The 22,155-nt window shown below is 71.3% G+C and carries 25 protein-coding genes and 1 other RNA gene; 17 read left to right on the forward strand and 9 right to left on the reverse strand.

Annotation, left to right across the window (positions count from 1 at the left end; all coding sequences use genetic code 11):
* Positions 1-50: 50 nt before the first annotated feature.
* Positions 51-1,385 (reverse strand): NAD(P)/FAD-dependent oxidoreductase, encoded by a 1,335-nt coding sequence (locus tag NDW01_RS19875; protein ID WP_308211739.1) that lies wholly within the window; start codon positions 1,383-1,385, stop codon positions 51-53.
* 359 nt (positions 1,386-1,744) lie between these two features.
* Here NDW01_RS19875 and NDW01_RS19880 point away from each other — a divergent pair, with 359 nt between their 5' ends.
* The 11 genes from NDW01_RS19880 to NDW01_RS19930 all read left to right on the forward strand — a co-directional run bounded on the left by NDW01_RS19880 (position 1,745) and on the right by NDW01_RS19930 (position 9,965).
* The gene (locus NDW01_RS19880; protein WP_252822678.1) at positions 1,745-2,323 is read left to right on the forward strand and encodes a YbhB/YbcL family Raf kinase inhibitor-like protein; all 579 of its coding nucleotides are present in this window, start codon (positions 1,745-1,747) and stop codon (positions 2,321-2,323) included.
* Positions 2,324-2,554: 231 nt separating this feature from the next.
* Positions 2,555-4,462, forward strand: coding sequence for a hypothetical protein (locus NDW01_RS19885; protein WP_252822680.1), 1,908 nt, complete (start codon positions 2,555-2,557; stop codon positions 4,460-4,462).
* 252 nt (positions 4,463-4,714) lie between these two features.
* The gene (locus tag NDW01_RS19890; RefSeq protein ID WP_252778500.1) at positions 4,715-4,957 is read left to right on the forward strand and encodes a hypothetical protein; all 243 of its coding nucleotides are present in this window, start codon (positions 4,715-4,717) and stop codon (positions 4,955-4,957) included.
* The gene (locus tag NDW01_RS19895) at positions 4,929-5,444 is read left to right on the forward strand and encodes a DUF6879 family protein (RefSeq protein WP_252822681.1); all 516 of its coding nucleotides are present in this window, start codon (positions 4,929-4,931) and stop codon (positions 5,442-5,444) included. Before NDW01_RS19890 ends, NDW01_RS19895 begins: the two co-directional genes overlap by 29 nt.
* Positions 5,425-6,327, forward strand: coding sequence for a DUF5753 domain-containing protein (locus tag NDW01_RS19900; protein WP_252822683.1), 903 nt, complete (start codon positions 5,425-5,427; stop codon positions 6,325-6,327). Before NDW01_RS19895 ends, NDW01_RS19900 begins: the two co-directional genes overlap by 20 nt.
* A gap of 177 nt (positions 6,328-6,504) precedes the next feature.
* Positions 6,505-6,816 (forward strand): hypothetical protein, encoded by a 312-nt coding sequence (locus NDW01_RS19905; RefSeq protein WP_252822686.1) that lies wholly within the window; start codon positions 6,505-6,507, stop codon positions 6,814-6,816.
* A 60-nt stretch (positions 6,817-6,876) separates the two neighbouring features.
* Entirely contained in the window at positions 6,877-7,053 is a 177-nt protein-coding gene (locus NDW01_RS19910) for a hypothetical protein (protein ID WP_252778504.1), read from the forward strand.
* 212 nt (positions 7,054-7,265) lie between these two features.
* Entirely contained in the window at positions 7,266-7,931 is a 666-nt protein-coding gene (locus NDW01_RS19915; protein ID WP_252822687.1) for a lytic polysaccharide monooxygenase auxiliary activity family 9 protein, read from the forward strand.
* Between the two features lie 212 nt (positions 7,932-8,143).
* Positions 8,144-8,989: a metallophosphoesterase family protein gene (locus tag NDW01_RS19920; RefSeq protein ID WP_252822689.1), complete on the forward strand. Its 846-nt coding sequence runs from the start codon at positions 8,144-8,146 to the stop codon at positions 8,987-8,989.
* Positions 8,986-9,651 carry a 4'-phosphopantetheinyl transferase family protein gene (locus tag NDW01_RS19925; protein WP_252822691.1) on the forward strand — a complete coding sequence of 222 codons (666 nt, stop codon included), beginning with the start codon at positions 8,986-8,988 and terminating at the stop codon, positions 9,649-9,651. The genes NDW01_RS19920 and NDW01_RS19925 overlap by 4 nt, the downstream gene beginning before the upstream one ends.
* 104 nt (positions 9,652-9,755) lie before the next feature.
* Entirely contained in the window at positions 9,756-9,965 is a 210-nt protein-coding gene (locus NDW01_RS19930) for a hypothetical protein (RefSeq protein WP_252822693.1), read from the forward strand.
* A 113-nt stretch (positions 9,966-10,078) separates the two neighbouring features.
* Here NDW01_RS19930 and NDW01_RS19935 read toward each other — a convergent pair whose 3' ends face one another.
* The 3 genes from NDW01_RS19935 to NDW01_RS19945 all read right to left on the reverse strand — a co-directional run bounded on the left by NDW01_RS19935 (position 10,079) and on the right by NDW01_RS19945 (position 12,356).
* Positions 10,079-10,471, reverse strand: coding sequence for a VOC family protein (locus tag NDW01_RS19935; RefSeq protein WP_252822695.1), 393 nt, complete (start codon positions 10,469-10,471; stop codon positions 10,079-10,081).
* A 124-nt stretch (positions 10,472-10,595) separates the two neighbouring features.
* Positions 10,596-11,183 carry a DUF4126 domain-containing protein gene (locus tag NDW01_RS19940; RefSeq protein ID WP_252822697.1) on the reverse strand — a complete coding sequence of 196 codons (588 nt, stop codon included), beginning with the start codon at positions 11,181-11,183 and terminating at the stop codon, positions 10,596-10,598.
* Between the two features lie 102 nt (positions 11,184-11,285).
* Positions 11,286-12,356, reverse strand: a complete 1,071-nt coding sequence (locus NDW01_RS19945) for an acyl-CoA dehydrogenase family protein (protein WP_252822699.1) — start codon at positions 12,354-12,356, stop codon at positions 11,286-11,288.
* A 105-nt stretch (positions 12,357-12,461) separates the two neighbouring features.
* On the opposite strand from NDW01_RS19945, the gene NDW01_RS19950 reads away from it, so the two are divergent.
* From NDW01_RS19950 to NDW01_RS19965, 4 genes are all read left to right on the forward strand, one after another.
* On the forward strand, positions 12,462-13,367 hold the full coding sequence (locus NDW01_RS19950) for an AraC family transcriptional regulator (RefSeq protein ID WP_252822899.1): 906 nt from the start codon (positions 12,462-12,464) through the stop codon (positions 13,365-13,367).
* A gap of 9 nt (positions 13,368-13,376) precedes the next feature.
* Positions 13,377-13,865, forward strand: a complete 489-nt coding sequence (locus NDW01_RS19955) for an AAA family ATPase (protein WP_252822701.1) — start codon at positions 13,377-13,379, stop codon at positions 13,863-13,865.
* A 111-nt stretch (positions 13,866-13,976) separates the two neighbouring features.
* Positions 13,977-14,183 carry a hypothetical protein gene (locus tag NDW01_RS19960; protein WP_252822703.1) on the forward strand — a complete coding sequence of 69 codons (207 nt, stop codon included), beginning with the start codon at positions 13,977-13,979 and terminating at the stop codon, positions 14,181-14,183.
* 92 nt (positions 14,184-14,275) lie between these two features.
* Positions 14,276-15,127 (forward strand): phosphotransferase enzyme family protein, encoded by an 852-nt coding sequence (locus NDW01_RS19965; protein WP_252822704.1) that lies wholly within the window; start codon positions 14,276-14,278, stop codon positions 15,125-15,127.
* 32 nt (positions 15,128-15,159) lie between these two features.
* Here the strand turns inward: NDW01_RS19965 and rnpB are convergent.
* From rnpB to NDW01_RS19985, 4 genes are all read right to left on the reverse strand, one after another.
* An RNA gene (gene rnpB, locus NDW01_RS19970) (RNase P RNA component class A) lies at positions 15,160-15,543 on the reverse strand.
* 17 nt (positions 15,544-15,560) lie between these two features.
* Entirely contained in the window at positions 15,561-16,685 is a 1,125-nt protein-coding gene (locus NDW01_RS19975) for a bifunctional RNase H/acid phosphatase (RefSeq protein ID WP_252778514.1), read from the reverse strand.
* Positions 16,682-17,425: a zinc ribbon domain-containing protein gene (locus NDW01_RS19980; RefSeq protein WP_252822706.1), complete on the reverse strand. Its 744-nt coding sequence runs from the start codon at positions 17,423-17,425 to the stop codon at positions 16,682-16,684. Before NDW01_RS19980 ends, NDW01_RS19975 begins: the two co-directional genes overlap by 4 nt.
* On the reverse strand, positions 17,422-18,246 hold the full coding sequence (locus tag NDW01_RS19985; RefSeq protein WP_406567743.1) for a Nif3-like dinuclear metal center hexameric protein: 825 nt from the start codon (positions 18,244-18,246) through the stop codon (positions 17,422-17,424). The genes NDW01_RS19980 and NDW01_RS19985 overlap by 4 nt, the downstream gene beginning before the upstream one ends.
* A gap of 111 nt (positions 18,247-18,357) precedes the next feature.
* Here NDW01_RS19985 and NDW01_RS43875 point away from each other — a divergent pair, with 111 nt between their 5' ends.
* Together NDW01_RS43875 and NDW01_RS19995 are read left to right on the forward strand one after the other, a co-directional pair.
* On the forward strand, positions 18,358-18,711 hold the full coding sequence (locus NDW01_RS43875; protein ID WP_252822719.1) for a DUF6191 domain-containing protein: 354 nt from the start codon (positions 18,358-18,360) through the stop codon (positions 18,709-18,711).
* Positions 18,712-18,742: 31 nt separating this feature from the next.
* Complete coding sequence (locus tag NDW01_RS19995) at positions 18,743-19,111, forward strand: hypothetical protein (RefSeq protein WP_252822720.1); 369 nt, start codon at positions 18,743-18,745, stop codon at positions 19,109-19,111.
* A gap of 136 nt (positions 19,112-19,247) precedes the next feature.
* Here the strand turns inward: NDW01_RS19995 and NDW01_RS43540 are convergent, their stop codons facing one another.
* Positions 19,248-22,118 (reverse strand): ATP-binding protein, encoded by a 2,871-nt coding sequence (locus NDW01_RS43540; protein ID WP_308211740.1) that lies wholly within the window; start codon positions 22,116-22,118, stop codon positions 19,248-19,250.
* Between the last annotated feature and the right edge of the window lie 37 nt (positions 22,119-22,155).

Here is a 22,155-nt window from a genome sequence, read left to right on the forward strand (position 1 = left end):
ACCGTACCTGCGGCGCCGTGACCGCGGCCGGCCGAGGGCGGAGGCCCGGATCAGGCGGCGCGGTCCTGCCCGCTGGCCAGCTCGAACTCCGCGCGCGGCCGCTCGATCCCGCCCAGGGACACCGTCTCGCGGCGGAAGAAGAGCGCGAGCGTCCAGTCGGCCACCACGCGCACCTTGCGGTTGACGGTGGGCACCCGCGACAGGTGGTACGTCCGGTGCATGAACCAGGCGGCGAACCCGCGCAGCTTCACGCCGTACACGTGGGCCACGCCCCGGTACAGGCCGAGGCTGGCGACCGACCCGGCGTAGGAGTGGCGGTACGGCTTGCGCTCCTTGCCGCGGAGGGTCGCCACGATGTTGTCGGCGAGCCGCCTGGCCTGGCGTACGGCGTGCTGGGCGTTGGGCGCGCAGTACTCACCGGGCCGGGTCAGATCCGGGACGGCGCCGCAGTCGCCGGCCACGAAGGCGTCGTCGGCGCCCTCGACGGTGAGGTACTCGGTGGCGACGATGCGGCCCTGGCGGTCCAGGGGCAGGTCGGTGGAGCGGTTCAGCGGGTTCGGCTTGACGCCGGCGGTCCACACGAGCGTGCCCGCCTCGAACTCCGTGCCGTCGTCCAGCACGATGTGGCGGTCGACGGCCGACGTGAGACGCGTGTTCAGCCGTACGTCGACGCCCCTGCGGCGCAGCTCCTCGACCGTGTAGCGGCCCATCCGGTCGCCGACCTCCGGCAGGATCCGGTCGCTGGCCTCGACGAGCACCCAGCGCATGTCGTCCGGACGGAGGTCGGGGTGGTACTTCAGCGCGCCGCGCGCCATGTCCTCCAGCTCGGCCAGGGCCTCGACGCCGGCGAAGCCGCCGCCGACGAAGACGAAGGTCAGGGCGCGGCGGCGCACCGCCTCGTCGTCGGTGGAGCCGGCGGCGTCGAGCTGCGCGAGCACGTGGTTGCGCAGGTGGATGGCCTCGGCGACGTTCTTGAACCCGATGCCGTGCTCGGCCAGGCCGGGGATCGGAAGCGTGCGGGAGATCGATCCCGGTGCCATCACCAGGAAGTCGTAGGAGATCTCGGTCGCCGGCCCGGACGCCGGGCGCACCGTCGCCACGTGGTTCGCGTGGTCGACGGAGACGACCCGTCCGTTCAGGACGCGCGCCTTCGGCAGGATCCGCCGCAGCGGGACGACGACGTGGCGGGCCTCGATGTGGCCGGCCGCCACCTCGGGGAGGAACGGCTGGTAGGTCATGAAGGACTGCGGGTCCACGATCGTGATCGTCGCCTCGTCCGACCGCAGTCGCCGCTGCAGGCGCAGCGCGGTGTACATGCCGACGTAGCCGCCGCCGACGATGAGGATGTGGGGAGTGGTCCGGCTCGGGTTCGGGCTCGTGGCCACGGGTTGCTCTCCTCGCTCGATTGTGAATACATTCACAAGCTACCGCATCCGGCCGGGAATGCCAGCGATTAATCGTGTTAAGAAACGCGAAAGTTCGTGTTGCGCCAAACGAACGCGCTGGTTCCGCCGTGAAAACCGCCATGTCTTCCGGTCCGGCCGACCCACGAGGACCCTTCCGGGCCCGATCCCCTGCCGGCTGCTGGCCGGTCGAGACGGCATCGCCCTCCGGACCGCTCTAGTGTGAGCCGCAGCCCGGCGTCGGTCCGGCGCCGCATCGGGGAGCCGCGGCCCCTGATGCGCCGAATGCGCGGACATCCGCCGGGCGCGGCGTACGATCGTCCCCCGGGAGCTGTGTATCGATGATGACCACGTTGTGGCGGCCGGTGTGCCTGGCCGTCGTCGGGCTGCTGTCCCTCACGGGCTGCAGTCTCTTCGGGCAGAACAAACTCGTGCGCGGCAGCGTGCCGGACTCGATCACGGTGACCAGTCCGGCGTTCCGCGACGGCGCGCCGATGCCCGTCCGTTTCGCCTGCCCACAGTACGGCGGCCGGTCCAAGACGCCGCCGCTGCGCTGGTCGGTCGCACAGAACGGCGTCGGCTCCCTCGCGCTCGTCATCGACGACCCGGACTCCCCCAGCGGCGCGTACGTCCACTGGGTGCTGTACAACATCGACGCCACGGCGGCCGAACTCCTGGAGAACACCGTCCCACCGCACGCCGAACAGGCCGTGAACACCGACCAGAAGGTCGGGTACTCCCCGCCCTGCCCACCGAAGGGAGAGGTGCACCGGTACCGCTTCACGCTCTACGCGCTGAAGTCGAAGGTGCCCCTGAAGAACGGCGCCGATCTCGGTGACGCGCTGGCGGCGATCGCCTCCCGTACGATCGCCCGTGGCCGCATGTACGCGATCTTCCGGGGAGCGGTGGTGAAGTCCTGAGGGACGGGCGCCGCTGGTGAGGGCGCTGCGGCGGGAAGGCCCGCATGGGTTGATGGCACCGGCGGGCCCCAGGGCAAGTACTGTGAATGTAGATCTGTGCGAACCGTATGACAAGGGTCATAGCGGTCGGCGACAATCGGTCTAGCTCCTTGGGGGGCCCGGTGCCGGTGATCATGGGAAAAGGTCTCCGCGTCGGCGTCGACCGCTAGACCATGGCGTTGGGTGGTAGCTATGTGGGGTCTGATCGTTGTCCTCGGCTTGGTCGCGGTCGTCATCCTCGTCGGGGTGCTCGTCGCCCTCGGCATGAGGGCGAGCCGCGCCGGAGACGAAGACGACTGGATGTCCGACGAGGAGCAGCCTCGGGGCCGCCGCGCCGGCAGATCCCGAGGCCGCCACGGCGACGGTGACGACGCGGTGGAGGAGTCCTACGGCGGCGGGGACATGCGCGTGGCCGGGGCTCCGATCGGCCAGCAGCACCAGCTGCCCGCCGCGCCGATCGCCGGTCCCGGCGCCGGTCCGGCCCAGCTGCCGGCTCCGGTCCCCGCGACGCCTCAGGGCAGCCGGAACAGCGACGAGATGGACGACGACGAGTACTGGTCGACCATCACCTTCGACAAGCCCAAGTTCCCCTGGCGGCAGGACGCCGGGCAGCCGTCCGAGGCGCGGGGGCAGGACCCCCTGGCCCACCAGGAGGGGGCGCGCCCCGAGCCGACGCCGCTCGCGGGCCCGCAGCCGCAGGGCATGCCCCTCGCCGGCCAGTCCCCGCACGGCGGATCCATCGACTCCCCCGCGCCGCCGACCAGGCCGCAGCCGGCCGTCCCGGCCCTCGACACGCCGTCGACGCCGCCCGGCCCCCTCGACGTCCCGTCGCTCCCGTCCTCGCTGGACATCCCGTCCTCCGACCGGGTCGCCGAGACCGTGGCGGGCGACGAGATCCCCGCCTACGGCTCGACCGACCAGAGCGGCGGCTTCGGCGCACCCGGCTACTCGAGCGAGCCGTCCTACGGCTCGGAGACGCCGTCCTACTCCTCCGAGTCGCCCTCCTACCTGTCCGAGCCGCCCTCCTACCTGTCCGAGTCGCCGACCTACTCCTCCGAGGCGCCGTCGTACGGCTCCGAGTCCCCTTCGTACGGCTCGGAGGCGCCCTCCTACGGTTCAGAGGCGCCGTCCTACGGCTCGGAGGCGACGTCCTACTCCTCCGAGACGCCCTACTCGTCCGAGTCGCCCTCCTACGGCGGCGACCGCCCGTACGGCGACGACCCGCTGAACACCGGCGAGCGCCCGTCGTACGGCTCCGGCTCCCCCGCCGCGCCGACCCCGCCCCCCGCGGCGCCGGCCCCCTCGCCCCTGGGCTCGTCCTCACCGCTCGGCACCCCTTCGATCAGCGGCAGTGACGACGGCCCCGCCGTCCCGTCGGTCGACGAGCTGCTGGCCAAGATCCAGCGCCAGCGCGCCGGAGACGGCGACACGGGGTCGGGAGGCTCCGCGCCGGCCGCGCCGGGCTCCGGATCGCCCGGCTTCGACCCGCTCACCGACCCGCTGGACACCGGGGAGCGCTCCTACCGCTCGACGCCGGGCGGCTCGTCCACCAGCGGAGGCTGGCCTACCGGCTCCTACGGCTCGTCCGACTCCTACAGCGGCGGCGGCTCCGGAGACTCCTACAGCGGCGGCTCCGGAGACTCCTACGGCTCCTCGACGAGCGGCTCGTACGGGTCCGACCCGCTGTCGGGCGGCTACAGCTCCACCGGTGGCTACACCGCGCCCTCCTACGACAGCGGTTACGGCTCCTCCTCGGGCTACGGCGACTCCTCACCGTCCTCGGGCTCGTCGTCGTACGGCTCGGGCTCGACCGGCCAGGACGACCCGCTGGGCGGCGGGTACACCGGCTCGTCGCCGTCGGACTCGTACGGTTCCTACGGCGGTACGTCCACCGGCGGCTACACGGGAACCGGCGGCTACCCGGCGGCCGGCTCCTCCTCCTACGGAGGTCCGGCCCACCCCGGGTCCGGTCAGCCGTCCGACGACGCCAACACGACGCAGGCATATCCGAGCAGCCCGTACGGCACCTCGTACGGCGACCGGAAGACCGACGACAAGCGCCCCGAAGACTGGAACTACGGCGACCATCGCGGAAGCTGAGGCTCGCCGCCCGGGATAAGGAAACGGGCTCCGTGGTTCGTACGAACCACGGAGCCCGTTTCCGTTCGAGGAGGGGTTTCATCCTCCTGGCGGGCGCAACGGGAGAAACGTCCACCGCGGGATATAAGGATCTCTCTCGGATCGCCCGCGAACGCTCGTTCGATTGCAGGGCAACCGTTTGACCGTTCATATCACGCTGCGTGAATCTCTCCTACGCGATCCGTACACGCTCAGCGACACAGGAGGTCAACCATGTCCCTCAGATTCGTCGGAATCGACCCGTTCACCAACGGGGATAACTGCCCCACCGTGTGGGTGGACGAGAAGACCAGCGAGATCGTCATTCAAGGTTGGACCGCGGACCCCGATACTCGGAGGGAATGCCTGGCGACCGGCCCGATACCCGACCACGAGACGGTGCTGCGGCTACCGGCGCGGATGGCACCGATCCTGAAGGAGGCGTGCGATGTCGCCGGAGGTCCCATCGTTCAATGACCTGCTGGCCGAGTGCGACGAGTCGGCCGTCCACCTGGAGATGCGGGACGGCTACACGCCCGGTGATCCCGTCTACCTCGACTGGAGGGCGGGGCTCCGGATCGACGGGCCGGAGCGCTATCCCGAATGGTTCGCGCTCGTGCGGACCACCATCGCCCGCGGTGTCCGGATCCGGCGCGTCCGCATCGTGTCGGAACCCCTGGCGGACTTCATCCGTTTCGAGTACGACGTAACGGGAGGACTTAACGTCGCGGCCGGCGAGCAGGTACGGTGGCTGCCTCGCCGGCAGGCCTCGGACCTGGCGCTGCCGGGCAACGACTTCTGGGTGTTCGACGGCCGGATCGTACGATTCGGCCACTTCGCCGGAGACGGGCACTTCGTCGGCCACGACGTCTGGGAGGATCCTGACGTGGTGAAGCTATGCACCTCCGCCTTCGAGGCGGCGTGGGAACGCGGAGTCGATCACGATGACTATCGCCCCGCCTGAGCGCCCCCGGCCATCACGGGGGACCGCCGCGTCCACGACATCACCGTCCTCGTCCGTCCAGGCGGCCCGCCAGGCCATCGCCGACCGGCTGCGGGAGATCAGGGTCGACGCCGGACTGACCGCCAAGGCACTCGCCGCCGCCGCCGCGTGGGACCGCACCAAGGTCTCCAAGATCGAGCACGCCTCCCGGCCGCCCTCCGCCGACGACATCCGCCGCTGGTGCGCCGTCTGCCAGGCCGAGGACCAGGTTCCCGACCTCGTGGCCTCACTGCGGACCGTCGAGGGCGCCTACGTCGAGTGGCGGCGGCTGCAGCGCACCGGCCTGCGCCGGCTCCAGGAGTCACGCGTTCCGCTGTACGAGCGGACCCGCAGCTTCCGCGTCTACTGCTCCCAGGTCGTGCCGGGGCTGTTCCAGACGCCCGCGTACGCCGGAGCGCTCCTGTCGGCCATCACGACCTTCCACGGCACCCCGAACGACGTCGAGGAGGCGGTGGCCGCCCGGATGTCCCGCTCCCACGTCGTACGGGACGGCGCCCACCGGTTCGCCGTGCTCGTCGAGGAGTCGGTGCTCCGCTACCAGGTCGGCGGCCCCGACACCATGGCCGGGCAGTTGCACCACCTCCTGGACGTCATGGCGCTGCCGTCCGTGTCTCTCGGCGTCATCCCCTTCGACCACGGCGGCCGCCGGATGTGGACGCTGGAGGGCTTCAACGTCTTCGACTCCGTCCAGGTCTCGGTGGAGCTGCTGTCGGCCGCGGTGACGGTCACCACGCCGGGCGAGGTGGACCTGTACGTCAAGGCCTTCACCGAGCTGTCCGCCATGGCGGTCTTCGGCACGGCGGCACGAACGCTCATCACCGCCGCGATCGACGCCCTCGACTGATGTCGACCTGAGCTCGGCACGGCGCGTACCGGGCCGCGGTCCCGTGCAGCACGCGCGACGGCGGACCGGTACGCCCTGAGCGTGTGCCACACTCGGGCACACTTCTCGCACGCGACTGGTCGGCGGCTCTAACGTCGCGGCAGGCGGCCGTACATCCCGCGCGATGAGGAGACGTACATGGGCGAGGAGACCGTCACCGCGTTAGTCGTCCGGCACTTGCGAGAGCTGCGCGGTGCGCTCGATCAGGCCGGTTTCGAGACCACTCTCGACCATCCCCACGGCTCGTCGCCGTACCTCCGGGCGACCAACCGGCACGCGCCTGTCATGTCGGAGACGATCCGGTGCGAACACCACATCGTCGACGGTGACGCGTACTGGTTCTTCTATTCCTGGGGCCAGCCCATCTGCCCCGCCGTCGACAAGCTCTTGGCGGCCCGGGAGATCAGCCGTGTCATCGGAAACCGAGCCCCCGGACGGCCCCATGAGTGAGCGAAGCGAGCGAATCACGAGCACAGCACCTCTGGGCACTCCTCCGACGAAGGAGGACGCATGAGCTATGACCAGGAGCTGTCGGAGTTCCGGCAGATCCTCGACGAGATGCCCGTGGTCGGGCATCTCCGTCGAGACGCCGAGCTCGCCGAGTTGCACCGGCTGATCGGACGTTATCCCGCGGAGGCGCGGGAGATCTGCGCGAAGTACGACGGCGCGTTCGACAAGCCCGCGTGAGTGAGCGTTCCGGCCGCTCACGCGCACGAACCGGGCCGCGGTGGCGGTGACCACGCCCCCGTCACCGCGGCTCGACCCACGTTCGGGACCGGACCCTCGAACGCCGTGAAAGTTTCATCGGTAAAGTTCGGTAAATCGATCTGTCAGGCTAGGATCCGTCGCTAGGTGCGCTCCCACCGTCCGTTCTGTCCCCGCGAGACGGAGAAACGCGCATGCACCACCGAGGTTTCCTCTCCCGCCGGGCGCTCCGCGCCCTGACCCTGCTGTCGGCGGCGGTGTTGTTCCTGGTCCCCTGGGCCGACGCCGCCTTCGCCCACGGTTCGGTCGTCGACCCCGCCTCCCGCAACTACGGCTGCTGGCAGCGCTGGGGAAGCGACTTCCAGGACCCCGCGATGCAGCAGCAGGACCCGATGTGCTGGCAGGCATGGCAGGACAACCCCAACGCCATGTGGAACTGGAACGGTCTCTACCGCAACGGCCTCGGCGGCAACTTCCAGGCGGGCCTGCCGGACGGTCAGCTCTGCAGCGGCGGCCTGACCGAAAGCGGCCGGTACCGCTCCCTGGACGTCCCCGGCGCGTGGAAGATGACCAACATCCACAACACCTTCTCGGTCCACCTGATGGACCAGGCCAGGCACGGCGCCGACTACCTTCTCGTCTACGTCACCCGCCAGGGGTACGACGCCCTCACCCAGCCCCTGCGCTGGAGCGACCTGGAGCTGATCCGCAAGACCGGCAAGTACGCGCCCGGCAGTGACTACATCGTCGACAACCTCAGCGCCCCCGGCCGTACGGGCCGCCACGTCGTCTTCACGATCTGGCAGGCCTCGCACATGGACCAGGCGTTCTTCTTCTGCAGCGACGTGAACTTCAGCTGATCTCCGTTCCCCGGCCGGCGGGCCGGCGCCTCCCGCACCGGCCCGCGGCCGGGGCCCCGGTCCCCGGCCGGCCTGGACCCCGGTCCCCGGCCGGCCTGGACCCCGGTCCCCGGCCGACCTGGACCCGTCCGCGGCCGGCCAGGGTCCGATCCGCGGGCGGCGCCTCCGAAGAGGGGGTCCGTTCCGGCGAGATCCGCCGTAGCATCGCGGATGTGATCCGCACGCCGGGAGATGACGCGAAGCTCCTCGCCCTCAGCGACCTTCATGTCTCCTACTCGGAGAACCGCACGCTCGTCGAGGGCCTGCGCCCGGGTTCCGACGACGACTGGCTGCTCATCGCCGGCGACGTCGGCGAGAAGCTCGACGACATCACCTGGGCGCTCGACACGCTGCGACGGCGGTTCGCGACGGTCGTGTGGGCGCCCGGCAACCACGAGCTGTGGACACGCCGGGACGACCCGTCCGAGTTGCGCGGCGAGGCCAAGTACCTGCGGATCGTCGAGCTGTGCCGGGAGATGGGCGTGCTGACACCGGAGGATCCGTACCCGGTCTGGCGTGGCCCCGGCGGCCCGGCCGTCGTCGCGCCGCTCTTCCTGCTCTACGACTACACGTTCCGCCCCGACGGCGTCACCACCCAGGAGGCCGCGCTCGCGCAGGCGTACAAGGAGGGCGTCGTCTGCACCGACGAGGTGCTCCTGCACCCGGACCCGTACCCCACTCGTGAGGCATGGTGCCGGGCCCGGCTGGCGGTGACCGAAGAGCGCCTGGCGTCGCTGGATCCCGACCTGCCGACCGTCCTGGTGAACCACTATCCCCTCGTCCGGGAACCCACCCGCATCCTCCGATATCCGGTGTTCGCCCAGTGGTGCGGCACCGAGCACACGGCCGACTGGCACCTGCGCTTCCGCGCGGCCGTGGCCGTCTACGGCCACCTGCACATCCCGCGGACCACCTACCACGACGGCGTGCGATTCGAGGAGGTCTCGGTCGGCTACCCCCGGGAGTGGCAGAAACGCCCGGCGCCGCCGGCCCTGCGGCAGATCCTCCCGACGCCGTGATCGAGGAGCTGTTGCCGCCGGAGGCGGTGGGTGAGGAGGCGTTCGAGGACGCGCCCGCCACCACGCTGTTCCCCGAAGAGGCGGCGCTGCTCGGCCGCGCCGTCGACAAACGCCGCAGGGAGTTCACCACCGTACGGGCGTGCGCCCGGGCGGCCTTCGCCCGGCTCGGCGTCGCCCCCGCGCCCCTTCTCCCGGGCGAACGCGGTGCCCCGACCTGGCCCGACGGGATCGTGGGCAGCATGACCCACTGCGACGGCTACCGGGCGTCCGCGGTGGCCCGGGCCCGTGACATCCAGACCATCGGCATCGACGCGGAGCCCAACGGCCCGCTGCCCGACGGCGTCCTGGAACACGTCTCCCGTCCCGAGGAGCGCGCCTGGCTGGCCGACCTGCGCGCCGCCGAACCCGGCGTGCACTGGGACCGCCTGCTGTTCAGCGCGAAGGAGTCGGTCTACAAGGCGTGGTTCCCGCTGACCCGCAGCTGGCTGGACTTCGAGGGCGCGAGCATCACCGTGGACCCCGAGGCCGGCACCTTCACGGCCGCGCTGACCGTCCCTCCCCCGCAGGTCGACGGCCGCCCTTTGAGAGGCTTCACCGGCCGCTGGCTCGTCCGCAAGGGCCTGATCCTCACCGCCATCTCCGTCCCCCACTCCCCCTCCTGACCGGCGGCCGCCTCCTGATCGACCGGCTCGCGTGAGAAACCGTCCGGCTCGACGCCATGTCGCACACCGCCCCGGATGCTCCTGCAACCGCGTAGCGTCGAGCCATGGCGCTACGTCTCCGCGAGAGGCTCGATCCCCAGCCTCGAGACTGGTACAACGACGCGAACGGCACCGCCGCGAACGGCGGATGCAGTGCTCATGGCACTCCGCCGTGCCATGAGCCCATCGTCGCGAGCCTCATCCTGGAGGACTCGGCGAGCGACGACATCCGTTGGGCGGTGTGCCGGCGAGGACTTGAGCCTTTCCTCGACTGACTTCCGGCTCGACGCCGAGGTCGACGTGAAGCGTTGCGCTAATCATTCGTAGGCGTACGGGGAGACGAGCACGCGGGCACCTTACCGGCGGGCCGTGCGTCCGTCGGCGGTCGTCATGCCGGGCCGAGCAGGTCCCAGCGGTTCCCCGCGATGTCGAGGAACACGGCGACCCGCCCGTAGGGCCCCGTACGCGGGGCGGTCACGAACTCGACACCGGCGGCGACCATCCGTTCGTAGGCGGCGGCGAAGTCGTCGACCCGGAGGAAGAAACCGACGCGGCCGGCGACCTGGTCCCCAATGACCGAGGTCTGCCGCTCACCGTCCGCACGAGCGAGCAGGATGCCCGTTTCGGCCCCCGGCGGCCGTACGACCACCCACCGCTTCGGACGGCCGTCATTGGTCAGCGACGGGGAATCCTCGACCAACTCGAAGCCCAGCACGCCGACGAAGAACCCGATCGCCGCGTCGTAATCCTCCACGACCAGCGTCACAAGATCGACTCGCACCTCCCGAGCATACGGACCCGCCCAGGACGCGCGGTGACGGACGAGGCGGCCTCTGGCCGGGTCCTCAGGACGCCGTACGGCCGAATGTGCCCGTACGGGCGACCCGTTGTCCGCGGAGCACGGATCAGCGGGCGTTCTCCGGCTTACGCCGCCTGCGAATCCTTCGAGTCAACCGCCATCCGATCAGGACGAACACGACCAGGAACAGGATGACGAGCGCCGGGACCAGGACCGCGACGAAACTCATCACCAGTGACATCGCGTCTTCCGCCGCGCTCACGAAGGGCGTTCCGACGCCGACCGTGCCGACGTTGATCACGGGACGCACGCCGGCCTTGGTGACGTGAACGCACAGCGCGACGAGGATGCCCAGCGCCCAGCCCACCCAGGGATGATCGACCATCCACCCGGAGTGGTCGATCCGCGCGGCCGCGTCCGAGGCGGCGAAGACGGCACCGCCGGCCGCGGGCCGTACGAAGGTCTGGATCGCGTCGTTGACATGGTCGACGATGGCGACCTTGTCGAGGACGACCTCCGCGGCGAGCAGGACCGCCACGGCCGCGAGCGCCCATCCGTTGCCCATCCACGCGAACTGGTGCGGCAGGGCGATCACGTCGGTGAAGCGGGCGAGCAGGCCGACCACCAGGATCGGGATATAGGCGTTCAGACCGGCCGATGCGGACAGGCCGAGCCCGGTCAACGTCGCGAACATGCCAGATAAGACGTCATCGTTGCGGCGGAAGGTTCCTCCGGGAACCGCCGCCTGTCACGTCACGCCGCCGCCCACGCCACCGCCGCCGGCTGAAGACCCAGGTCAGCCCTCGGCGGCGAGAGCCCGGCCGTGGTTCTCCGCCGCGATGTAGGTCCGCAGGTGCGGGTGACGGCCGCCGACCGCGATGTCCCGCCAGTATCGCTGCAACGCGTTGTTCGTGGCGAAGCCGCTCGGTCCGTGCAGGTCCAGCATCAGCTCCACGGCGGCCCGGCAGTCGCGGGCGGCGTACGACAGGTCTATCTCCAGCCGCGCGCGTTCGGCCGCCGAGACGTCACCCGCGTCGACGGCCTGCGCGGCGGCGAGCACGGTGCGTTCGGCACGGTCGACGAGCAGCGTCGCTTCGGCCAGCCAGTGCCGCGCCGCCGGGGAGTCGCCCATCCGCGCGTACGCCGTCATGAACGGCTTGCGATCCGAGGCGAACAGCGCGTGCACGACGTCGAGCGCGCCGCGTGCCGCGCCGACCACCGGGGCGAGGACCGTGATCCCGTAGAACACCAGGGTGGCGGAAGCCGGCGGCCCGGCCGGGCTCACCCATTCCGCCGGCACCGGCAGATCATGGGCGACGACGGTGTTACTGCCGGTGCCGCGCATGCCGGCGGAGTGCCAGGTCCGTTCGACGGTCAGGTCGGCCATGGGGATCAGCGCGAACGAGTACACGCCGTCGACGATCAACCCGAGTCCGGCCCAGGCCGCGTCCTCGCAGCCGGAGACGTAGGGCCAGCGGCCGTTGATCCGGATGCCGCCCGGCTCGGGCTCTCCGGTGCCGTCCGGCCGGCCCGATCCACAGGCGAGCGCGTCCGGGTCCGCGTGGAAGTCGGCCGGTACCGCGCCGCGGAAGGCGCCGTCGGCGAAGGTCTTGCCGGTCGCGCAGGTACCGGCGATCCAGGCGGTGGACGGGCAGTACCGGCCCACGTCCGCCAGGTGGCGGGCGACGGTGCCGGCGTCGGCCCAGGCCCCGCCGAACCGTTCAGGCGTCCTGAGCGCGAAGCCGCCGTGACGGCGTACCACGCCGAGGCTGTCGGCGGTCGGGCGATCCTGCTGCTCGGTCTTCTCGGCGTTCTCGAGAAGGATGCGGGCCTGGTCGTGAGGAGTGGCGTCGGTTGTCACGTCCATCGACCCAACCAGTCGCGGCCGCCGACGACCATGTCCGATCGGCCCAGACGCATACTCGTACGACCCGTTCCGGGGTGGCGTGCGGCCTACGATCTGTACGTGGACATGATCAGCGAGGTGATCGGTACGGTCCGTGCCGGCAACGCCTACGCTCGCCGGATCGCGGAGTCCGGACCGTGGGGCGCCCGCTACCCCTCTTTCGGGGGCGTCGGGTTCCACCTCGTGCTGAGTGGCACCGGCTGGCTGATCCGGAGGGGCGGCGAGTCGATCCCGTTGCGGCCGGGTGACGTCGTGCTCGTCCCGTACGGCACCGAGCACGGGCTCAGCCACGCGCCGTGCGCACTCGGCACGCTGCCGGTGGCGAGCATGGGCCCCGAGCCTCCGCGCCCCGGCCCGTCCGACTTCGAGTTCCTCTGCGGGTGCTACCGCCTGGACAACAGCAAGATCCATCAGTTCCTCCGTGACCTGCCGGACGTCATCGCGATCTCGCCGGACTACGAACGCCACCCGCAGCTTCGGTCGCTGACGGCCCTGCTCGGCGACGACGTGTCCGAGGCCCGGCCGGGCAACGACGCGACCCGGTCCGCGCTGGTCGACCTCACGCTCGTCCACGCGCTGCGGCACTGGCAGGAGCAGTCCGGCGACGAGCCATGGCCGGGGATCACCGACCCGGGAATCGCCGCGGCGCTGCGCGCGATCCACGACGCGCCGGACGGCCAGTGGACGGTGCAGCGGCTGAGCGAGATCGCGGACATGTCCCGTACGACCTTCGTCCGGCGGTTCACCGACCTGGCCGGCAAACCGCCGGCGACATACCTGACCGACTGGCGCCTCAGCCTCGGCGCCCGCCTGCTGGGCGAGACCTCGGCGACGTTGGCGTCGATCGCCCGGCAGATCGGCTACTCGACCGAGTTCGCGTTCGCGAACGCCTTCCGGCGGGAGTACGGCGTCTCACCGGGCCGATTCCGGCAGAACATGCGGATCGCCCGCTCGATGAAAGATCGGAACTAGGATGGCGCGGTGAACGACGCGCGGATGTACCTGGTGTGCGGGCTGCCCGGAGCCGGAAAGACGACCCGCGCGCGGCAGATCGTCGAGGCCGCGAAGGCCGTGCATCTGAGTCCGGACGAATGGATCGTCGGGCTCGGCATCAGCCTCGTGGATTACGAGTTCCGCTTCAAGCTTCAAGACTGCATGCTCGTGCACGCGGGCGCCATCCTGCGCTGCGGCGCGAGCATCGTCGTCGAGTTCGGCTCCTGGTCGCGCGACGAACGCGAGACCATCCGGCAGGTCGCGGTACGCGAGGGAGCCGTGACGGAGCTCCACTTCGTCGATGCTCCTCTCGACGAGCTCGTGCGGCGAGTGCGAGCGAGGGGCGGCCCGGAGGCCGAAGCGCTCGCCTCTCAGGTGCTGCTCGGCACCTCCGACCGATTCGAGCGCCCGGGCCCGGAGGAGATCGCACGGTTCGATCGATACGTCGGGCCCGACGACCCATGGTCGCCGCACTAGCCGGAGCAGGCCGTCGTCGTCTTCGGTAAGCGCCCAAGAGTGAGGGGCAGCCCGCACACACCCCTGCTGAGTCAACCGTTGATCATCGGGCCTACTGGCACGGGAGAAGAAATGACCGTAAAGGTTAAACTGAGGGTGGCGTTCCTGGCTTTCGCGGCACTGTGGGCGTTGTTCGTCATGAGCGCCGATCTGATATTCGGTAACTGGGCGGGAGCGGCGATACTCGGCCTGGTAGCGGTGATCATCGGCCTGATCACGTGGACGATTATCCGAGATCACACCCGCACGCCGAAGGGCGAATATCCGTCTTCGGAGTGACGATCCGAGGTCGTTGCATTGACTTGGTAGCGCGCGCGTTGCACCGCTTGGAGAGTTACGGCCGCGTTCGAGGGAGAAGGGGCAAGGCGACGGTGCAGGCCTCAGAGATTCCGCGTGCGGTGGCCGCGGCCATGTCCGCCGCCTCATCACTTGGCCTGACAGCCGACGACGCGATCATTCTTCAGGACTCGAACAAGCTGACTCTGCGTCTGCTGCCTTGTGACGTCCTGGCCCGGGTGGCACCTGTGGCGCATCAGGTCGCACGGTTCGAACTCGAGCTTGCTCAGCGGCTCGCCCAGTCCGGGTGCCCGGTGGCCGCTCTCGAGCCTCGAGCGGAGCCACGCGCCTATGAGCGTGATGGCTTCGTGGTCACGCTGTGGACCTACTACGAACCCGTGACACCCCGGGAGGTCTCACCGACCGACTACGCCAATGCGCTCCGGCGACTGCACGCCGGCATGCGCGAGCTCGACGTCCCGACGCCGCACTTCACTACTCGAGTCGAACAGGCTCAACAACTCGTGGCGGACCGCGACCGTACTCCGGCGCTCGCCAGAGCGGACCGGGAGCTGCTCGGCGACACGTTGCGAAGCCTCAGGCGGGTGATCGGCGAGCGCGGCGGCAGTGAGCAGCTGCTGCACGGCGAGCCGCACCCGGGCAACGTGCTCACCACGAAGAACGGCCTGCTGTTCATAGACCTTGAGACGTGTTGCCGGGGGCCGGTCGAATTCGACCTCGCCCATGCGCCCGAAGAAGTCGGCGAGCACTATCCCGGTATCGATCAAGACGTGCTGCGCGAGTGCCGGCTCCTCGTGCTGGCGATGATCACAACGTGGCGCTGGGATCGAGATGATCGACTCCCGAACGGGCGCCGGCTCGGCGCAGAGTGGCTCGGCCAGATCCGAGCAGCGCTCGATCGCAACGGGCCGGATACCCATAACTGACGCGCTGCGCTCCAGGTCAGCGGCGTGGATGACGGACGAGTCGGCCTGTAGGCCGGGTTCTGTGCCTCCGCTCGCGCGGAGCGACGGTCATCCATCTAGGGCCGCCGTTGCCGGCGGCCTCGAGCGGTCTACCCGCAGGCTCGGGCGGGCCGCCCTCGAACGCCTGCGCGGACCCGCGTGGCGGGTCCTTCTTGACCTTGCTCCGGGTGGGGTTTGCCGAGCCGCCCCAGTCACCTGGGGCGCTGGTGGTCTCTTACACCACCGTTTCACCCTTACCTCCGCATGCGGAGGCGGTCTGCTTTCTGTGGCACTTTCCCGCGGGTCGCCCCGGGTCGGCGTTACCGACCACCCTGCCCGGTGGAGCCCGGACCTTCCTCGTCGGAGCGGAACTCCGACGCGACCGTCCGGCCGACTCGTCCGTCGTTCACCGACTTTACCAAAGGCCCGGTTCGGCACCCTGGCGGAGATGGTGAGTGTCGTTGAGGGACCGTACGACGGCGGGGCCGTCGGCGTACCAGTCGACGACCGACAGGGATGCGACGTCCAGGTGCATCCGGTAGAGCGCGGAGGGCGGGGCGTCCAGTGCCAGGCGCAGGAGCGTCTTGATCGGCGTGACGTGCGACACGACGAGGATCTTCTGCTTCCGGAAGCGGACGAGCAGCTTGTCGCGGGCGGTCTGGACGCGCTTGAGGGTGGCCGCGAAGCTCTCGCCGTAGGGAGGCGCGACGGAGGGGTCGGCGAGCCAGGCGTCCAGCTCGGCGGGCCAGCGCTCGCGCACCTCGGCGAAGGTGTAGCCCTCCCAGTCGCCGAAGTCGGTCTCGCGCAGGTCGTCCTCCACGCGGACCGGGACGTCGAGGACCTGGGCGACCTCCTGGGCGGTCTGCCGCGTCCGCTTGAGCGGCGAGGTGACGATCGCGTCGATGCCGCGGCCGGCGAACGCCTCCCCGGCGGCACGGGCCTGGGCCAGGCCCGTGTCGGTCAGGGGGATGTCGCCGACGCCGGCGAACCGCCGCTCCCCGGAGTACGGGGTCTCGCCGTGCCGGAGCAGCAGCGTCGTCGTCGGATCCGTGGTCGGCGGCCCCCAGCCCGTGGTCGCCGTGGGCGGGTCCGGCTCGTCCTCCTCGACGGCGGACGGCGCCCAGGTACGGCCCTCGGCCGCGGCGTCCATGGCCTCGTTGGCGAGCCGGTCGGCGTGCTTGTTGCGCTCCCGGGGGATCCACGTGTAGCGGACCGAACCGAAGCGGGAGGCCAGCCGCTGCGCCTGGAGGGCGAGCGGCTTCATGTCCGGATGCTTGATCTTCCATCGGCCGGACATCTGCTCGACGACGAGCTTGGAGTCCATCCGGACCTCGAGGTCGGCGTCCGGGGCGAGCTCGGACGCGGCCTCCAGACCCGCGATCAGACCGCGGTACTCGGCGACGTTGTTGGTGACCACGCCGAGGGACTCGGCCCGCTCGGCCAGGACCTGGCCCGTGACGGCGTCGCGGACGACGGAGCCGTACCCGGCGGGGCCGGGGTTGCCGCGGGACCCGCCGTCGGCCTCGATGATCAGCTTCACAGGCCGGATTCCGGGGTGCGGACGAGGATCCGGCGGCACTCCTCGCATCGGATGACGTCGTCCTTGGCGGCCGCGCGGATGGCGTTCAGCTCCACGGTGTTGAGCTGCAGGTGGCAGCCCTGGCACTGGCCGCGCAGCAGCGGCGCGGCGGCGACGCCCCGCTGCTGCTCGCGCAGCTTCTCGTACAGCTTGAGCAGATCGCCGGGGATGTCACCGGCGACTCCGGCCCGCGCGGTGCGGACCAGCTCGGCCTCGCCGTCGATCTCCCGGTTGGCGGCGTCGCGGCGCTCGGTGAGCTCGGCCAGGTCCTTCTCGGCCGTCTCCTTGTCCGCCTCGACGGCGCGCAGGCGGTTCTCGGCCTCCTCGCGGCGCTCCATCACCTCCAGGACGATGTCCTCGAGGTCGGCCTGCCGCTTCTGCAGGGACACGATCTCGGACTGGAGGTTCTCCAGGTCGCGGGCCGAGGACACCTGCCCGGAGTCGAGCCGTTTCTGGTCCCGCTCGGCGCGGGCGCGTACCTGGTCGACGTCCTGCTCGGCCTTCTTCTGCTCCCGGTCGATGTCGCTGATCTCGGTCTGCGCGGCGACGAGCGCGTCGCCGACCCCGCCGAGGCGCTCCTCGACCTTCGTGATCTCGGCGAGCTCCGGCAGGGTGCGCCTGCGGTGGGCCAGCCGGTCCAGCCGGGTGTCCAGCTCCTGCAGGTCGAGGAGGCGCATCTGGGCTTCAGGTGCTGCTTTCACGTACTTCCTTCAAGGGATCGAAAGGTCCACGCGTCGGTCACGACGGTGGAGATCCGGGTCTCCACGCCAGTCTGTCGCACCAGGGCCGCCGCGTCGCCGAGCCACGGCCATTCCGTCGCCCAGTGCGCGGCGTCGACGAGTGCGGTACTCCCATCCTCCCGGAACTCCGACGCCGGATGGTGGCGGAGGTCGGCGGTGAGGTAGACGTCGGCTCCCACGGCGCGGGCCGCGCCGAGCAGGGAGTCGCCGGCACCGCCGCAGACCGCCACCGTACGGACCGGCGCCTCCGGGTCGCCGGCGACCCGGAGGCCCGCGGCGGTGGCGGGCAGGCTCTTGGCCGCGGCGTCCGCGAACTCCCGCAGCGTCACGGGTGCGGGCAGCTCACCGACGCGGCCGAGGCCCCGGCGCGGATCGTCGGCGGACGGGCTCAGCGGCCGCAGGGCCCCGGTGAGCCCGACGGCGCGGGCGAGCGCGTCGGAGACGCCGGGGTCGGCGACGTCGGCGTTGGTGTGCGCGGTGTACAGGGCGGCGCCGGCGGTGATCAACCGGTGCACGGCGCGGCCCTTCGGGGTGGTGGCGGGTACCCCGTGTACGGGCCGCAGCAGTAGCGGGTGGTGCGTGACGATCAGGTCGGCGCGCCAGTCCAGGGCCTCGTCGACCACGTCGCCCACCGGGTCCACGGCGAACAGGACACGACGGACTTCGGCGTCCGGGTCGCCGCAGACCAGGCCGACGGCGTCCCAGGACTCCGCCCAGGCGGGATCGTAGCGATCTTCCAGGATCGTGATGATGTCGGCCAGTGTGGTGGGCACCCTCCGCAGGGTACCGCTCAAGGTCGCGGTGACCACGCATTCAAGATCCCGGAAATCGCGCATAACATCGGCGGGGCGCCGGTGCGGAATCATGGCACTCGGCCGATCGTTGGAGGTTGCGTGAAATCACCGTTTCGACGGCGCCGTAGGCGTCCGCGTAAGCGCCCCGCCGCTGCTCCGGAGCCAGAGGTCATCGACTGGCCGAAGGACGGCAACGGTGGTGGTGGCGGCGGCCTGATGTCGGCCATCCGGGGCGACTCCTCGTCCGGAGCCGGGTTCGGGCCCGGGATGTTCGCGGACCTGCAGGCGGCTTTCGGTGGCGCGGGAAAACAGATCCAGCTCGAGGAGCAGGAGAAGGAGAAGACCCGCCGCCACGAGCTGCACACCAACAGCGCCGGCGGGCGTGACGACCTCGACTCCGGCATGATCAGGATCACTAAGCGCCGTGATCCGGAGGAAGAGGAGAAGGAGTAGGCCGAAGCGGTGGTTCTCCCTTCCTGACGACGTGACCGCGAACGTGCCGCCCGGCTGGCCTTCGGGAGTGCATCCGCCGGGCACCGAGAGATTCGAGGACACGGCGGTGGCCTGGCTCTTCGACCTGGTGCCGGCCGAATACCGCCGGTACGGCGTGCTCCGGCGCTATCCGACCGTGCTGTCGCGCATGGCCCGTCTTCACGTCGCAGCCGATCTGGAGGCGGCGAGGGAGGGCTTCCGCACCGCCCGCGCGGAGCTGGCGGACACGGTCCCCGCCCACGCTGTCGAGGCGGTGCTGGAGATCTACCGCCGGGAGGGCACTCGCCTGGCGTCCGTCGCCCGGGCCGTCGGACTCGTCGACGCCGGCCTGCGCGGCGGCTCGTTCACCCCCGGGCTCTGACCGGCGCCCCGGTCCTGAGCGGCGCTTCCGGGGTCTGGCCGGCGCATCAGGCCCTAGCGGCGCTCCCGGGATCTGGCTGGCGCATCAGGCCCTGAGCGGCGCTCCCGGCCCTGCTCGCAGTCCCAGGCCGCCGGGTTCAGTTGGACGCGCGGAAGAGGTGGGCGGCGGCACCCCGGTTCGGCACCCCGAGCTTGTGCAGGATGCGGGAGACGTGGACGCCGACGGTCCGTTCGCTGATGAACAGCGTCTCGGCGATCTGCCGGTTGGTCCGCCCGCTGCTCAGCAGCGCGAGCACCTCGGTCTCCCGCGCGGTGAGCCCGGGGACCGGCTCCTCCACGGGTGCGGGCTCCTCGGCGGCCGGGACGAGATCGAGCCGGGCACGCCGGGCCAGGTTCTCGATCTCCGGCCGCAGCGCGTCGGCGCCGAGGGCGTCGGCGGTGGCCCACGCCGCGCGCAGCGCCTCCACCGCGTCCTCGCGCGGGCCGCGGACGGCCAGGATCGCCTCGGCCTCGCGGGTCCGGCAGTACGCCGCGCGGTAGGTCTCGCCGAGCTCCTCCCAGAGCGCGGTGACGGAACGCCAGAGGGCCGGGTCCGGGTCCGCCGTCCGGGTCGCCTCCGCCTCGGCCTGGAGACCGTACGCCTCCGGTTCCGGCATCTTGGGCATCGCCGCGAGCATCGCGCGGCTCTCCTCCAGGAGCGGCGCCGCGTCGCCGTGCAGCCCCGCCTCCGCCCGGATCCCCGCCGCGCACAGTTCGGGCCCGATCCGGATGAACTCGCTGCCGCGGATGACGTCGAGCCCCGCCCGTACGTGGCCGCGCGCGGCCGTCAGGTCGTGTTCGAGGATCGCCAGGCGGGCCCGGCAGGCGTGGTAGGAGCTGGCCAGGTCGAGGTCGTCGGTCCGGCCGGTGATCTCGGCGAGGGTGGCGAGGTGGCGCCGGGCGCCGTCGGAGTCGCCCCGGCGCAGCTGCAGCTCGGCCATGGCGAGCGTCACGCCCCAGCGCTGCCACGGCGGCGCCTCGATGTCCATGACGTCGTCGACGAGCCGGTCCGCGTCGGACCAGCGCCCGAGGCGGATCAGCGCGGCGAGCGTGTTGCCGGCGGCGCACATGCAGGTCGTCCGGCCGTATCCGAGACGCCGGCAGATGCCCACGCCCTCCATGCCCAGCTCCGCGGCCTTGGCCCAGTCCCCGGCCCACAGCAGCGCCTCGGTGTAGTTGACGTACGCGCGGCCGACCTCCCAGGCGTCCTCGCGCTCCTTGGCGCTGCGCAGTGCCTCGGCCAGTTCGGCGAGACCGTTGGTCATCTCGCCGAGCATGGCGAGGCTGACGCCCATGGTGTTGCGGGCGTGCCCCTCGATGTCGCGGGCGCCGACGGCCGCGGCCGCCTCGACGGCCTCCCGGCAGGACGCGACGGACTCGCGGAAGCGGCACTGGATCATCAGCGCGTGCCCCTGCAGCCCGCGGACGCGGGCGCGTTCGCGGGCCGACGCCTCGGCGGGCAGCAGCGCGATCGCCTTGTCGTACGCCGCGCACGCGGCGGCCAGGTCCCCGGTCACCCAGCGGATCCGGCCGACCAGGGTCCACAGGCCCGCCGCGCGCGTCGGCTCGGCCACCGGATCGACCTCGCCCATCGCCTCCTCGGCGAGCCGGGCGGCGCGATCGACCTCCCCCGCCGCGGTGGCGACCTCGGCGGCGCGGCCCAGGAGTTCGGCGTACGGCATCCCGGTGCGGGCGGCGGCGTCGGGAACCTCCGGCCACAGGCGGAGGGCACGCTCGTAGTGCGCCAGCGCGACGGCCCAGGCGTAGCTGGCCTGTGCGGCGGCGGCCGCGGCCACGAAGCCGCTGAGCGCCCGGTCCGCGTCGCCGGCGGCGTGCCAGTGGCGGGCGAGCTCGGCGGACGGGCCGTATTTCTCCAGCGCCGTGGCGACGGCGCGGTGCAGCCGGCTGCGTTCGCCCGGCAGCAGTTCGGTGTGCAGGGCGTCACGCAGGAGCGCGTGCCGTACGTCGTATCCGTCGTCCGTGACGACGAGCAGCCGGTGGGCGACCGCCTCGTGCAGGGCGTCGTCCAGCGACTCGGGCGGCAGCCCGGTCACCGCGGCGATCAGCTCCTCATCACCGACCCGGCCGATCGCGGCGACGGCGCGCAGCACCCGCCGGGTTTCGGGGGCGAGGCGTTCGACGCGGGTCAGCAGCACCTCGCGGAGGCTGGCGGGCACCTCGTTCGGGGTGGGTCCGGCCGCGACCAGTTCCTCGACGAAGAACGGGTTCCCCTCCGTCCGGGCGAACAGCGCGCCGACCTGGCGGACGGCGGGGCGGATGCCGAGGATGCCGGCCACCTGGGCGGCCACCTCGTCCCGGGAGAGGCCGGACAGCTCGATGCGCTCGGCGCGTCCCGAGCGCTCCAGCTCCAGCACCGTGCCGTGCAGCGGGTGGCCGCGCACCACCTCGTCGCTGCGGTACGTCCCGATGACGAGCAGGCCGGCGCGGCGCAGGTTCGCGCCGAGCAGGGCCAGCAGGTCGGCGGAGGCGGGGTCGATCCAGTGCAGGTCCTCCAGGACCAGGACGGCCGGACGCAGCGCGGCCATCCGCTGGAACAGCCCGAGGGCGAGTTCGTACAGCCGGCCGCGTTCGGCGCCGTCCCGCCGTGCCGGCGGCCGCCCGCACAGCTCGGGCAGCAGGGCGCCGAGCTCGCGCGGCGCCTCGCCGAGGACGTGCCCCAGCTCCTCGGCCGTGAGCTCGTAGGCCAGCGGCCGGAGCGCGGCGACGAACGGCGCGTACGGCGCGGCGCCCTCGGCCAGGTCGAGGCAGCCGCCGGTGAAGACGAGGGCGTCACGGCGCCGTGCGTGCTCGGTGAAGGTCGTGACCAGCCGAGACTTGCCTATCCCGGCGTCGCCTGAGACGAAGAGCAGGACGGACGAACCGTTCTGCGCCTGGGTCAGGGCGGCGTCGAGTCGTTCGAGCTCGGCCGAGCGACCGATGAGCGTGGGACACGAAACCCGCCTTGTCACATGGCGAGTATGTAGTACATAAGCCCTACAGGTGGTT

The sequence above is a fragment of the Actinoallomurus soli genome (genome assembly GCF_024055715.1).
Taxonomy (GTDB): domain Bacteria; phylum Actinomycetota; class Actinomycetes; order Streptosporangiales; family Streptosporangiaceae; genus Actinoallomurus; species Actinoallomurus soli.